Raw genomic sequence first — 13,634 nt, 5'->3', positions numbered from 1 at the left:
CATTGCAACGGCACTGCTGCGGCATGCCGCTGCCCAGCCCTATCACCCTCGCCACACCCATGAACACCAAAACCCTGGTGCTGATCACCCTTGCCGCCGCACCGCTGTCGGCCCTTGCGCAATCCAGCATCACGCTCTACGGCATTGCCGATACCGGCGTGCGCTACACCAGCGGCCTTACCGCCGCCAACGCGGCCAGCAACACCTCGGGCGCCGCGCTGTCCAGCGGCGTCAACACCACCAGCCGCTTCGGGTTTCGCGGCCGCGAAGACCTGGGCGGCGGCATGTACGCCCTGTTCAACCTGGAAACCGGCCTGAACCTGGACACCGGCACCACCGCCAACTCCAGCAAATTCTTCGACCGCGCAGCCATCGTGGGCCTGGGCGGCAGCTGGGGCCAGGTCACGGCCGGCCGCCAGACCAACCTGCTGGCAGATGCCATCAGCCCCGTGGACCCCGTAGGCATGCGCTTCGCCGCCTTCAACCCCAACATCGCCACAGCGGCCCTGAGCAGCCACGGCCTGGGCGTGGAATACGGCAGCGCGGGCGCCACCACGGGCTCGTACCGGCTGGACAACTCGGTCAAGTACACCGGCCGCTTCGGCGGCCTCACCGCCCGCGCCATGTACAGCTTTGGCGAGACGGCGCAAGGCGGCTCCGCCCGCTCATCGGCCGGCGCAGGCCTGGCCTATGGCACGCAGACATGGACCGTCTCCGGCGCCTACCAGCGCTTCAAGACCGCAGACCAATGGGAGCTGAAAGCCGCCACCCTGGGCGCAACCTACAAATGGGACAACTTGCGCCTTGCACTGAACACCGCGCGCAGCGACGGCCAGACCAACGCCACCACCAGCCGCACCGTGCAGCGCGTGCACTCGCTGGGCGCCACCTGGTCCGCCCGCAGCACGCTCGACCTGACCGCCGCCCTGTACCGCGTGGAACGCGAACGCAGCGGCCGCGCCGCAGACGGTTACACCCGCGCCCTGCTGTTTGCGGAATACAAGCTCTCGCGCCGCAGCAAGCTGTATGCGGAACTGGACCGCACGCATTGGAGTGGAGGGTTTCAGGGCGGGCAGAACAAGGATGTGGCTACGGGGGTGACTGCGGGGTTGATGCATAGTTTCTGAGGGGCGCTGCGAGCACCTGCCCCATTGCCAACTCAGCCGCTCAGCTTTTTGAACGGCGTGTCGGAAGTGATCCAGCCCTTGCCTTGGGGGCAGATCACTTCCTTGTAACGCAGCTCTTTTTCAAAGCTCCACTGCTGGCCGAGTGCGCAAACGTCCCCTGCGTTGAGGACAAATGCCACCGTCTGTGGATCGCCTTTTTTCAGCAGAACATCGACGCTTTGCGTCGCTTCCCATTGCCCACTCGGCGACTGGCTGCATCCCAGAGTTGCCAGCAAAGCCATGATCGCGCCCCTTCGAAGTACGTTTTTCATCAACTGCCCTTCTTGTAGTTGTCGCGCGAAGACTTTCGAGCGACGGCTTCAGGCTGATCTGCGATATTGGGCTTTGGCAAGCCTGTGACCTCTCCCGCCGCTACCAGACCTTGCCCAGCTTTCTGACCGGACTTCGGCTGTACGCCGAAACCGGAAACTTGCTGGATCGCAGTGCGCCAGACAACTGAACGGCAGCTCTCGTAAGCTGAGAACTGGTGCTTACGACCCAAAGCGGAAATTGGGATATCAGGGAGGGCGCTTGGTGACCCACGCCAGGTGCAGTTGAGACATGCAGCACTGGTTGGTGCATCTGAAAATTGGCACTGCTTTTTTGAGGTTATTTCATCCGCGTGGGCAGAAATGTGCCCACCCTACCTCGCTTGCCGTTCACAAAGTCGTCATGCAGGGGCTGACCTCGGGTGTATGAGACAGCGAGAATCCCCAGCGATTCAACTTTCTCCAAGGTCTGTTTGACTAAGGATGTTCAGTCCCACAGTGAGATGGTGCGGATGAAGTCCACCATCCTTGTTTACCTCGCAGTCGTCGTTGCGCTTCAGTCGCTCATGATCATTAAGCTTAATCTCATCATTAGCGACTACTTATTCTGCTCTGCCATGCTGGAAGCCCACTATCCAGCCACGGGACTATTCCCAGCATGAGCTACCAAAACGCTCGCCGCATGACGGGCGCAGTTGCGGCCTGTCAAATAGTGTCTGGCCGCCTAGGCCAATTTCGAGGAATCAGAGCATCCTCTGACTTCTTGTTCCATCGCATGCGAGTGGCATTGACATACCGGGGGTCATCACCGAAGAACGCGTGCTCGATCAGCAACACCTGCAGACCCTTTTGAGCAGCTGTCTCATCAAAAAGGAAGTCGAGGTGCCGGCGCATGGCTGAGACCTCTTCGTTCTCCTCGATGGTCGACTCGTCTTCCCCACGTTGCGGGTAATAGGGCCGACTGATCTGGTCAAACGCAAGAAAGGCAGGTACTGGCGAGTTGATCTCTCCCAGGTACTTCTGCAGCGCGAAAGACAGGGCAATGTGAATAGCCAGATAGTTTTCGTCCGACCCGGCGTCATGCAGCCGCAACACAGCCCTGGAGCCTTGCTCGATGATCGCGACATCTGGTGGTCTGGAGGAAAACTGAAGGTCGGCCCCAATACAGGGAGCCACAGTAGGCAGCTGGCCGAACGCTTCTGACAGGTATTCGGACACTTTGCGCTCGGCAAACCTCAGCAGTTTTTCCTTGGCTTCGGTGTCGATTTGCCCTTCCAAACTCTGGATCTGGTCTCGCAGGACACCCAAGTCTGCCCCAGGCTGCGGCGTGGTTGGATTCATCTCCAGAAACTGTGAAACCTTGCCCTGCAGGTTCGCATGGTACTGGGCCAAGGTGTTCAACTGCTTAGCCTCCTCACTCTGGCGAATCCAGGTCTTGATGCGCTCATCAACCTCATTCACTTGGCGGTTCAGGCGATCAATTTCCATATCCAACGAGTCTTGGTGCTCGATCAGTCGAGGGCGCACGTTCTCAACCGCCACACTCTCCGACCGAATGACGGCCATGGAGTGGCGGATAGCCTTGGAGATTGCAGCACCACGTTCGGTCGGACTGTCACACACCGGGCACGTGTCTGCCGCTGGCTTGAGATGCTCCGCAATTTTCAGCTTTTCATATTGGCGTCGCACCGTCCCCTCGAACCTCACCATGTCCTGAAGGGCCGAGCTGGTCGCACGTGATTGCCTTTTCGTTTGCTCAAGGGTACTCAGTAAGCCACGACGAGTGTCGTACAACTTGCCAAGTTCACTCTCATTCGGGTTCGAACCGATTCTGCTGGCAGAGCGCTGAACGCGTTTGAGCACGCCCTCCAATTCTTTCTCGGAAGACTCCTGGGAAGGGGTGTCGCACAAGCCACTTCGGCTTGCATCATGCAGCAAACGCAAAGCGTGCTTTTTGTAGTCGCTACCGGCTGCCTGGCGAGACCGTTGCTGCCGCTCCTCTCGCTCAAGCTGCTTGCGAAGTTCACGCAGGCGCCGCTCCTTGAGCACCGAATCTTCGCTCACAACGCGGAGGAAGTAGGGCATCGTTTCGACAATGGCCGGGGCTTCATCAGCCTGATCCAGCCCATGCAGAAGAGCAGTTTCGTTATAAATGACATCCTTGGGCACGAACATGTAAGCCGTCGCGTGACGTACCGTGGGGCGCCATTTACGGGCAGTTTTATCATCGGAAGCATCGGGCACACCAGCAATCCCAAAGGCGCGCTCAATGAAGCCTTTTGCTGCCTCAAGTGTCGTTAAGCCTTGAAGCTGCTCGACGTGGCTTGGAATTGGCAGATCTCGTCCGTTGCTCACGTACATTTTGGTGCTGGTGGCCTGCCCCACAGGCGGGACTATCCGCGCAGTAATCATCTGCGCATCTCCGAGCACCCATTTCACACCCACCGCGAGACTATGTCGTTTCACATGCGCCGCCAGCTCGCATTTGCTGGAGCCAAGGCAGTAATCAATGGCTTTGATCAGGGTGGATTTACCCGTGCCGGATGCACCGGTGAATATATTCACCTCACCCAATTTCAGCGGAAGGTCGCGCAGCCGACCACCCTCACCGATGAAAAAAATGTTTGAAATATTCCAGCGGCTCATAGCTTCAGCCCCATCATGTCGAATACTGTCCGTGTAGTACCCGCCGAGGCAAACCAGTAACCCAAGCGGTGAATTTTCTTGAAGATTTGTTGAGTGTCCTCACTCAATTGCGCGGTGAGATGTCGAGGCATCGAGGACGCCCCGTGAACTACACGGCCTTCAGGGTTGAGCGCTAACAACTGGCTGAAGCAGGCGAATTGGATTGCTTCGGTCACAATTTCCAGTGAGCCGTTAATCCTGTCCGCGAGCCGGATCTGAATGACCGGGCTACGGTGCAGCCACTCCAATAAGCCAGTACTTCGATTGGTGCGATCAAAGGTTGAAGCCAGGTCACCCGAGAGTGCTACCGGCAGAGCCGCGTAGCACAACGTGATGTCAGGAGCGCTGGTTCCAAACGACAGATACCCTGTCACGAAATGTGTCAGCAATGCGGCGCAATATGCCGGGTTGGTTTCGGCATAGATATCGTGTGTGATGGCCATTCCCTATTCCTTGAGAAGCGTCAGGTACTGGGCATGCCACCCCACCGTCAAATCGATAGCCAGTAGCTGGTAGGTTCCTCGCACGTAGTAGTGACCGCTCCAGCTTGATGAGATCGGCTCGACCTCTTTCGGCGCAAAATCATGAGTCCAACGCAAGACATCAAGCCCCATGGATGCGATCTCATTGGGGCTGCGCATTTCGCAATTTTCGACCATCCGGGTGTGAATATCCGACCAGGACTCCTTGAGCTTGTCGTCGTACTTGGCGATCTTCGAGCGTAGTTGAGGCTTTTCACGAATCCATTTTGATCGCTGGTGTGCAGCCCGCCATTGCTCACGAACGGCTTTGCTGATGTCCGAGGGCTGGCCGCCAACCAAAGCGATCTGACGGTACAGCATGCTGTCCGCCTGATAGTCGTCTGGATGGCTCACCATATCGAAGTCAGCAGTCAGCTTGTCCTCGTCCAACTGGGGAATGATCGACGATAGGGTGTGCTCTACTTCACTTCGGTGAACAACCCGGTCGCGTTTACCACACAGCGTGTAGACCACTTGCAAATCCCACCATGCAAGCAGGCTCTCAGCGGCACGTAGACGGTGCTCTTTGGGCATCAAATGCAAGTGTCGGGATAATTCAGCAGGAATCTCTCCGACGGTGACTTCATCAGGCTTTATGAAGATTCGTTTGAGCAGACTGGATCTGATGGTCGGGTCAAGCGCGAGAAAGGCCTCACAGCCTTTGGCGCGAGCAGCATGGCGGAGACTGACTTTTTTTACTCGGTCGTCCGCACGCTCTGCGACAACCCTCTGCGCCTCCTCAAGCATTGCGTTGAGCAAGGGCTCTCGATCCGTTTCCTCGTCACACAGTGCCATCAACGGAGAGCTGTCGGGTACGGGGCCCACTGCGACGAGGTGGAACCTCGTATCAGCGAGCGATACCAAAGGAATGGCGTCTATCCATACCTTGATGGTCTTCCATAGCGCCACACATGCGAGAGTAACTGGAGGCGGGTTTTCCTGTATGGAGTGCTTGAGTTGATACAGCAAGGACTGTCCATTGGACTCGATTTCAACGTCATCAAGCCGCTCAATGGCCACAGCAGCATCATCTGTTCTCAGCCGTACCAACATCAGTAGCGCATATTGGCTCTGATAGTAAAACCCTAGTGCAGCCGCCGATGCATCATGAACAGTGTTCGAATCTGCTACATCCATTCTAGACCACAAGCCTCCCTGGTACTGTGTGCGATCCAATAAAAAATCACAGAATGATACAAGAGTGCCATCCATCAAGCCTGCTTCAGGTGGCTAAGGACTACCTCAAACTACGCTAAAGGCCAAATTAGCAACCATTGAACCGCCCCCTCGCCTTTGTAGGCGCTCCCAAATCTCAAAATAAACCCTTGATGAATGTCCGCTTCTGGCCGATTGTGCCCCAAGGGCGAGCGTCTGCTCATGGCCGACAACGGCCGACAACGGCCGACCAAGAGTACATCCCGAACGTCGGTAACCGCTGCACAGCAGGAGTTGACGGAGGCGATTCGACCGACCGCAATGGGTCGATTGCTGGCTAACGCGAACGACCGCTGGTGGGGAGTTCAGCGCTATCCCACTGTTCCGCCCAGCCCGCCATCAGACGACAGACCGCTCACGCTGCAAAGTCGACACCTGTCGGCAACAGATGAGCGTCACAAAATGAGTAGATATCGGACCAGACGCTGGACGACTGGCCAAGCCGGTCGACCAGTCCTGAGGAAATGCTCCGCGTCGCATTACGTTCCAAGCCGGTATTCACGGAACTGCGCATATTGGCAGATCCTAGGCTCAAGGTCGCGGAAACTTCCGCCGCAACTCCAGCAAGGTTCCGATCACGGAAAGCCCGTAGTTGTCACTGCGCATGACGGGGTGATCCTGGTTGAGCGGTATCAGTTCGAAAACCTCCTCGCCGCCGTCATCGTGGCCGAGCAGCCGGTACTTGCGAAACAGGGTTTCATTCTTTCCGGTCTTGGCGGCTACATAGTCGCCGGGCTGCGGCGTGACGGCAGGGTCGATCAGCACACGGTCACCTTCGCGGAACTCGGGGAACATGGAGTCGCCATCGAGTTGAAGGAAGAAAGCACCCTGTGAAGGGCTGTCGTCTCCGAACTCCACGAGGCGAATCCTCCGGCGGCGAGACGGTCCCGTGAAGCTCAGAGGATAGGCGCGCCCCACGGCCGAGACCGTGGCATCTGCGGAAACATCAACGTCCAAAAGCAGGTCTACGTTCAGGATTCTTCCGACCACGGAAAGCCACATCTTGTCCATGCGGCCCGTCTTGAACCAGCCATTGACGCCTTGGGGAGTGCATTTGACGCCCAACTCCTTCTCGCACAGCTCGGCAAGGCGTTTCTTGGTTTTCTTGCCATCCACAGGCTGCCACCGGGCGAACGCGGCCTCCAGTCTGACCCGCATCAGCTTCGCTGTTTTCTCAAGCATTGCTGGATTCTGCTTTTAACAATTGATACAAACCAATACTTGATTTAATAAAGCATTGCTGTATTAATTTAAGAAATCTACCAATTCATCAGCCATCGCGATTGGCCGCAATTTTGGAATCCATGCACATCACCCACCACTTCACTCCCGGCCTGCACTTCGCCGCGCGCTGGAAGTACGCCGCCCGCGCGCCATCGGACCGGGCCTGTTGGTTGCGGCTGCCGCTGGGGCAGCCGGATGCGGGCAGAGCCGATCCGCATGGCGCCTGGTGGTGCGTGAGGCGCTGCGCTGCCGTGCTGCGGCGGGAGATGTGGCAGTCGGTGGATCTGCCGCCAGGCATGCCCTTGCGGCCGGGGCCGGAAGATGTGGCGCTGGCTCTGCACGCGCTGATGCAGCGTTGGCAGGTGCAGCTCAGCGCAGGGGCCGGGCACAGTCCGCTGCAGTCCTGCACCCGGGCGCTGTTGGCGGGCGGCGGGGCCGTGCTGCAACTGCAGTCAGAGGCGCTGAACCGGTGCCCGCAGAGCACGTTCTGGGCCTGGGTGATTGGTGTGGAGATGCATCAGAGAATGCTGCCCGCGCCGGTGAAGCCATGGCCGTCATGCCGTGCACCCCGCCCCGTCGCGCTACTCGCCATTCCCTTTGGCTGGAGCATGCCCTGGGCCTGCGGCTATGCGGCGCGGGTGCAGGTGAACCGCGACGGGCATTGCGATGTGGATGGCATTGACGGGCAGTGGCGCGAGTGCCGCTGCCTGGCTGCAATCACGTTGTCGCCCGCGCAACGCGGCAATGCAGGGCCATTGACGGGGCACGCACCGTGTTGAAGTCCACCAAGACAAGGTCCCACATGGATGAGACCACGCACCTCACCCACCGTTTCACCCGAGGGCTTCGCTTTGACGGACTGTGGACCTACTCGGCGCTCACGCCCTCAGGCCGAGCCTATTGGGCACGGCTGCCGGCAACCCGGGCCGGCGGCATGGCTGCAGCAGATCCACAGCGGGCCTGGTGGTGCGTGCGCCAGTGCGTTGCAGTGCTCAATCGCAGGCCCTGGCGTTCCGCGCATCTGCCCTCGGGCCTGCCTGCGCAGCCGGAATGTGGCGATGTGGCGCTGGCCCTGGGCGCAATGCTTGCGGGCTGGAACGTGAAGGTGCTGGATGACCCCTCGACACAGGCGCCGCTGCTGCGCAGCACCGATGCGCTGCTTGCCGGTGGCTGCTCTTTGCTGCAACTGCAGGCCGAGGTTTCGAGCGATGGCGTGCAAGCCGTTTTCTGGGACTGGGTGATCGGCGTGGAAATGCACGAGAGGTTCCAGCGTGCCAAGCGCATTTCAGCCTTTGACATGCCCGGGCGCCCTGGCGCGCTGCTGATCTGGCCCTTCGGCTCGCCCCTGGCATGGAATCACGCCTTGAGGGTGACGGTGGATGGCGAGGGGCTGTGTGATGTGGATGGCCTGGATGCGCGCGCAAGCCGATACCGCTGCACGGCGGCCATCACGCTGGAGCCACTGAGCAACGACATTGCCGTCAACGGCAGCTTCTCCTGACCGGCTTTTTCTGACCGGCTTTCCTGACCCAAAGAAATGCAGAACTCCAATCTCACGCCAGAGCAGTACGAGCGGGAAATTCCGCTGGAGCCAAGTAGTCCCGGTCAACGCCTCATCAGCGGCCTGCTCTTTGATGGTCACTGGCAATACAAAAGGCGTGCGGAAGCCGGCAAGACCAGCTGGACACAGCTGCCGATGGCCTCCGACCTTGCTGGCCCGGCCGACCCTTATGGCACCTGGTGGTGCGTTCGCCGGTGCGCCGTGGTTCTGGAGCAGCACCACTGGTTGTTCCTGCGGCTGCCCGTTCACCTGCCCCCGCTTCCCGGCGTGGAGGAGCTGGCGCAGATCCTTGATGTGCTGCTGCCCGATTGGGACGTGCAGGCACCTGCTGAATGCGCCCGGACGCCCTTGCTGTGCGCCCAGGCAGTCGAGCAGGGAGGCAGTGCCTTGCTGATGCTGGAGTCACCGGAGTGCGAAGGGCCCAAGCCGGGCATTTTCTGGGCCTGGGTGGTGGGGTACGAGCCGGAGCTGCCGTTGTCGTGCACCGACGATTGCGTTGCGTCCGACACATTGCCGTCACCGGGTGCGCAGGCCATGGCGCCTCCCAAGACTTTGCTTGCCCTGCCCTTTGGCTCGACCCTGCCCTGGTCCAGCGGGTACGCCACCCGGATCCAGGTGCAAGCCGACGGGACCTGCCTCCTGCATGATGCGGGCGGCCCGTGGCACCCATGCCAGTGGCTTGGCACGGTCACGCTTGCAGCCAGGCCCGCACCGGCCTGACGGTGGTGGATCTGCAGCCGCAATGCACATGCCCAGGTCTCCAATTCGTACCTTCATGCCCGGCCTGCGCTTCGATACGCAATGGCGCTACGAGGTGGGTACACAGACGCGCAAGACGCGCTGGGCCACACTGCCCACGGTTCCCGATGCCCAGTGCCTGCCCGATCCGCTGGGCGCCTGGTGGTGTGCAAGGCGATGCGCTGCCGTGCTGCGGCAACGGGCATGGCTGCAGGTGCAATTGCCGCTGCAGTTGACGCCACAGCCCGGCCCGCAAGAGCTGGCGCAGGTTCTAGCTTTGCTGCTGCCCGGCTGGAAAGCGCAGCTTGAGAATTTCCCCGCCCTCGCTCCGCTGCGTTGTGCCCAAGCCATGCAGCGGGGCGGCAGCGCCATGCTGCTGCTGGAAATGCCAGGTCACAGGTTTCGCCACCCGGCGCTCTTCTGGACCTGGGTGATCGGCATGGAGCGATCACCGCTGCGCCTGCGCTCTGCAAACAATCTCACGCGCCTCGAACCCTATCCACCAGCGCAGCCGCTACCCGAAACCTTGCTGGCCATGCCCGCCCGCCGCTCAAGGCCCGCCGCCAACCGCCACGTCACCCGCATCCAGATGGACGCCACCGGGCGCTGCATCTCGGATGACGCCGCCTGGCCATCGGATGGATGCAGGTGGCTGGCGTGCATCACGCTGGAGCAGTTGGGCGGGGGTTGGGCCTGAGTTGGGCCTGAGTTGGGCCGTGGTGGGAATGCGCGCACGGCCCGTGCCCTCAGTCCCCGCGCACGCCTGTCTCTCAGATGCGCGGCGTGTACTTGAGCGTGAACATGACGTTGCGCGGGTCGCCGAAGTCGTTGTTGCCGTTTTGCTCGGCAAAGCCGGGGATCCAGTAGCGCTTGTCGAAGACGTTGTTGAGGTTCATGACTAGAGCTGACTGGATGTGGAGACGGCGGCGCAGCGGGATGTGTTGTGGGCGGTAGTCCGTATCTACTGGCAACGATGACCTAATTTGTCATTTGCTCAAGAGTTAATCTTGGGCAATCTTGGCACTCCCTTGGAATATTTTCAAATATCACATCATTCCCCACCATGATGCTATTCATTGGCGGTTCAAGATACCAATATATTGAGCCATTCAGCCAAAGATCCACCACAGCGCTTTCAGAAATAAGTCTACCTGTTTTTACTTCATAAAGACGCACAGTCATGGGCATTTTCATCTGGTGATAAATCAGTTTCTGGGCTAATGGCACGTAATAGTACTCAACCCTGTAAACGCCTCGCGGGCTGATGCTCTCACCTTGTTTCTTTGGTATCATGAACAGCAAAATCAATACCGTAATCAACGCCATCCCCAGGATGATAAATATCCATTTTTTACTATATTTAATTTTCACAAAATTATCTCATAAGGATGATTTATTTTTACCCCAGAGCCATTCCCATGACATGACGCCACGCTATTTCGCAGGCGATGCCCTTGGATTCATCAGCATTGCACCTTTTCAAACCCTGCAGATCAGCAATGGTGGAATTCTTCGTTTGCTCAAGACGATCCACCACGGGGGCAGCACCTACCGCAAGTTCCTGTCCTTGTACCCCGAAGTACGCTGCGAGCCGCTGGACTCGCTGTATTTTCTTCGCACCAGCCTCAATGCCTTTGACAGATCGCTGCTACACGATCTGCTTTTTTGCTATGGCTGGCGAGAGTCCAACTGGGGTGCACTCCTGGCGGCGCTGGCCCCAGCCCCTGAATACCGCGCCATGCTGGAGGACCGCCGCCCCAGCCTTCCATACGCAAGCCGGATCGTCGACTTGGCACTGGCAGCATGCGGCCAACCAGTGCCTGAACAATTGGTGGAGCACCAACATCTCCTGATCTCGATCAGGTCCATGCTAGACGAGCTACCTGCTGCAAGAATTCCCTTGCGCCCATCCCTCAATGCCGCCATGGAAAGCCAATACATCCGCGAGGTCGAGCACATCAGAAACATCTACCGGATGCACGGCACGGATGCCGCAAAAAAGCAGATGACGCAAGGAGCCATTGGCTACTATGGAATGAGCCATAAATTGTGGGTAGCAAACGGGGCCCGTGCCTATCAGCCAAAGTAGTACTCCCATCACCATGCCGCAAGAAGCATCTATTGCAACTTCCCTAGGACTCTCACCACCGCAATTGCGCCGTGGGACCTACAGGCCCCGGTTGCCCAGAAGCACACCAAGAAAGCTCTGAACGCCGAATATTCATCGGGCAGCAAGCGGTATGGGCATGCCAGCAAAGCATCGCTCCGATACCTGGCCACAGTACGGCCTGCAGGCGGCGGGTGACTCAGCCCTGCAGCTCCAGCACCGCCATGCGGTCATACAGCGTGGCCCGCGAGATGCCCAGCTGGCGCGCCGTGGCCAGTTTGTTGCCGCTGTTGGCGGCCAGGGTGGCGGTGATGGCCTTGCGCTCCAGCTCGGCCACCTGCTGGGCCAGGGGGCGCAGCAGGTCGGTGTCGGCGGGGCTGTTGTGGGCAGGGGACGGGGCGGGTGCAGTCTCGGGGCCCGGTGCGGGGGCGGCGGGTTCCACGCCCGATGAGCGCAGCACTTCGCGCAGTTGCTCTGCGTTGATGGCGGTGTCTTCGCTGCGCATGGCGGCCTGCTCCAGCACGTTGCGCAGCTCGCGGATGTTGCCGCGCCAGGTCTGGCCGGCCAGCAGGGCCAGGGCGTCGGGCAGGAGTTCTGGCGGGGGCATGTCGTTGCGCAGGGCCAGTTCTTCGGAGAGGACTTCGACCAAGGCCGGGATGTCGCGCCTGCGTTCGCGCAGCGGCGGCACGCGGATGGGCAGCACATGCAGGCGGTAGAAGAGGTCTTCCCTGAAGCGGCCATCGCGCACCATCTGCGGCAGGTCGCGCGAGGTGGCTGCCACCACGCGCACGTCAAAGCGCACGAGCTGGTTGGAGCCCAGCGGTTCGATCTCGCCCTCCTGCAGCGCGCGCAGCAGCTTGGCCTGCAGGTTCAGGGGCATGTCGCCGATTTCGTCGAGGAACAGCGTGCCGCCGTCGGCCAGCCTGAATTTGCCGTCGCGCGGCTTGCGGTCGGCGCCGGTGTAGGCGCCGGGGGCAACGCCGAAGAATTCGGCCTCCAGCAAGGCATCCGGCACGGCGGCGATGTTGACGGTGACGAAGGGGCCGCCGGTGCGGGCCGATGCCGCGTGGATGGCATGGGCCAGCAGTTCCTTGCCGGTGCCGGTTTCGCCCAGCAGCAGCACGGGGCTGAGCGACTGGGCCGCGCGGCGCGCCTGGCGCTTGACCTCCACGGCCGCCGGGCTGCTGCCGACAAAGCTGGCAAAGCTGTACTTGGCGCGGCGCTCGCCCTGCACGGCCACGCGCAGGCTGCGGTTGCGCTGGGCGGCCAGCTCGCGCCGGGCCTCGTCCAGGTCGCGCTGCAGAACGGCGAACTTGCTGATGAGGGGCTGCAGCGTGGTCTCCGGCTGGTCGAAGAGCACGATGCCGATGGCACCGATGACCGCGCCCGCATCGTCCTTGAGCGGGATGCGGCTGACCACGAAGGTGCCGGCGCGGTTGGTGAGCAGGTCGATGAGTACGGGCTCGCCGGTTTCCAGCACGCGGCGCATGCGGGTGTTGGGGATGACGTCCTCGACCATGTGGCCCAGGAAGTCGTCCACCGAGGCCACGCCCAGATCGGGCAGAAAGCGCTGGTAGCCCTCGTTGACCCAGACGATGCGCCCTGCCCTGTCGGCCAGGAACATGCCCTGGCTCATGGTGGAGAACAGCTGGAACATGGAGCGCGCTGCCAGCGCGAGGATGCCGTCGGCATCGAGCGGCAGGGGCTGGACCAGGGTGGGTGTGGGCGGCATGGATGGCATCCTAGCGGAGTCGCCTTGGGTCCCCTTGAGATCCCTTGAGATCCCTTTTTGCAGCCTGCGGGTCTGCCGCGCTCAGCCCTGCGCGATGGCGACCTGGGCGCAGATGGCGCGGCACATCTGCGCCGCCTGCGCGTTGGCGATGAAGTAGTAGATGCTGACGCCTTCGCGACGCCGGCCCAGCACGCCGGCCTGGTACAGCGTGTTCAGGTGCTGGGACATGTTGGGTTGCGTGGTGGTGATGTCGGCGAGCAGTTCGGTCACGTTCTTCTCGCCATGGCACAACACGCTGATGATCTTCAGGCGCACGGGCGCCGCCATGGCACGGAACAGCTCCGCAGCGCTCTCGAACACGCTGTCGTCGCTCAGGTCCATGCTGTCATTGCGGCTGTCCATAGGCGTCTGTCATC

Annotated in this window: 15 protein-coding genes; 6 read left to right on the top strand and 9 right to left on the bottom strand. The window is 60.5% G+C overall.

Annotated features, from left to right (window positions below):
• Positions 1-23 precede the first annotated feature (23 nt).
• Positions 24-1,127, top strand: coding sequence for a porin (locus tag CLV01_RS12215; protein ID WP_099734198.1), 1,104 nt, complete (start codon positions 24-26; stop codon positions 1,125-1,127).
• A 32-nt stretch (positions 1,128-1,159) separates the two neighbouring features.
• Here the strand turns inward: CLV01_RS12215 and CLV01_RS28690 are convergent, their stop codons facing one another.
• The 5 genes from CLV01_RS28690 to CLV01_RS12190 form a co-directional block, all read right to left on the bottom strand.
• Positions 1,160-1,438: a hypothetical protein gene (locus tag CLV01_RS28690; RefSeq protein ID WP_099734199.1), complete on the bottom strand. Its 279-nt coding sequence runs from the start codon at positions 1,436-1,438 to the stop codon at positions 1,160-1,162.
• 702 nt (positions 1,439-2,140) lie between these two features.
• Positions 2,141-4,081: a DUF3732 domain-containing protein gene (locus tag CLV01_RS12205; protein ID WP_099734201.1), complete on the bottom strand. Its 1,941-nt coding sequence runs from the start codon at positions 4,079-4,081 to the stop codon at positions 2,141-2,143.
• Positions 4,078-4,563, bottom strand: a complete 486-nt coding sequence (locus tag CLV01_RS12200; RefSeq protein WP_099734202.1) for a three component ABC system middle component — start codon at positions 4,561-4,563, stop codon at positions 4,078-4,080. Before CLV01_RS12200 ends, CLV01_RS12205 begins: the two co-directional genes overlap by 4 nt.
• Positions 4,564-4,566: 3 nt before the next feature.
• Positions 4,567-5,853, bottom strand: coding sequence for an ABC-three component system protein (locus tag CLV01_RS12195; protein ID WP_218968180.1), 1,287 nt, complete (start codon positions 5,851-5,853; stop codon positions 4,567-4,569).
• Positions 5,854-6,387: 534 nt separating this feature from the next.
• A complete protein-coding gene (locus tag CLV01_RS12190) occupies positions 6,388-7,038 on the bottom strand; it encodes a S24 family peptidase (RefSeq protein ID WP_257221272.1) in 651 nt (216 codons plus the stop codon).
• A gap of 122 nt (positions 7,039-7,160) precedes the next feature.
• Here CLV01_RS12190 and CLV01_RS12185 point away from each other — a divergent pair, with 122 nt between their 5' ends.
• From CLV01_RS12185 to CLV01_RS12170, 4 genes are read left to right on the top strand one after another with little or no spacing between them, the layout of a single operon-like run.
• Positions 7,161-7,859, top strand: coding sequence for a hypothetical protein (locus tag CLV01_RS12185; protein ID WP_099734204.1), 699 nt, complete (start codon positions 7,161-7,163; stop codon positions 7,857-7,859).
• 23 nt (positions 7,860-7,882) lie between these two features.
• On the top strand, positions 7,883-8,581 hold the full coding sequence (locus CLV01_RS12180; protein WP_099734205.1) for a hypothetical protein: 699 nt from the start codon (positions 7,883-7,885) through the stop codon (positions 8,579-8,581).
• Between the two features lie 36 nt (positions 8,582-8,617).
• The gene (locus tag CLV01_RS12175) at positions 8,618-9,361 is read left to right on the top strand and encodes a hypothetical protein (protein WP_099734206.1); all 744 of its coding nucleotides are present in this window, start codon (positions 8,618-8,620) and stop codon (positions 9,359-9,361) included.
• A 28-nt stretch (positions 9,362-9,389) separates the two neighbouring features.
• Entirely contained in the window at positions 9,390-10,076 is a 687-nt protein-coding gene (locus CLV01_RS12170) for a hypothetical protein (protein ID WP_257221271.1), read from the top strand.
• A 73-nt stretch (positions 10,077-10,149) separates the two neighbouring features.
• Here the strand turns inward: CLV01_RS12170 and CLV01_RS12165 are convergent, their stop codons facing one another.
• Positions 10,150-10,275, bottom strand: a complete 126-nt coding sequence (locus CLV01_RS12165; protein WP_016449625.1) for a hypothetical protein — start codon at positions 10,273-10,275, stop codon at positions 10,150-10,152.
• An 82-nt stretch (positions 10,276-10,357) separates the two neighbouring features.
• Positions 10,358-10,561 (bottom strand): hypothetical protein, encoded by a 204-nt coding sequence (locus tag CLV01_RS12160; RefSeq protein ID WP_257221270.1) that lies wholly within the window; start codon positions 10,559-10,561, stop codon positions 10,358-10,360.
• Positions 10,562-10,670: 109 nt separating this feature from the next.
• On the opposite strand from CLV01_RS12160, the gene CLV01_RS12155 reads away from it, so the two are divergent.
• Positions 10,671-11,468 (top strand): hypothetical protein, encoded by a 798-nt coding sequence (locus CLV01_RS12155; RefSeq protein ID WP_143290076.1) that lies wholly within the window; start codon positions 10,671-10,673, stop codon positions 11,466-11,468.
• 217 nt (positions 11,469-11,685) lie between these two features.
• On the opposite strand, the gene CLV01_RS12150 is transcribed toward CLV01_RS12155, so the two are convergent.
• Both CLV01_RS12150 and CLV01_RS12145 read right to left on the bottom strand, forming a co-directional pair.
• Positions 11,686-13,218 (bottom strand): sigma-54 interaction domain-containing protein, encoded by a 1,533-nt coding sequence (locus CLV01_RS12150; protein WP_071954838.1) that lies wholly within the window; start codon positions 13,216-13,218, stop codon positions 11,686-11,688.
• An 81-nt stretch (positions 13,219-13,299) separates the two neighbouring features.
• Positions 13,300-13,620, bottom strand: a complete 321-nt coding sequence (locus tag CLV01_RS12145) for an ArsR/SmtB family transcription factor (RefSeq protein ID WP_013803351.1) — start codon at positions 13,618-13,620, stop codon at positions 13,300-13,302.
• Positions 13,621-13,634: the final 14 nt, after the last annotated feature.

It is taken from the genome of Delftia sp. 60 (assembly GCF_002754395.1).
Classification (GTDB): domain Bacteria; phylum Pseudomonadota; class Gammaproteobacteria; order Burkholderiales; family Burkholderiaceae_C; genus Comamonas; species Comamonas acidovorans.
The sequence above is the reverse complement of the archived record's forward strand: the minus strand, read 5'-3'. Positions and strand labels throughout refer to the sequence as shown.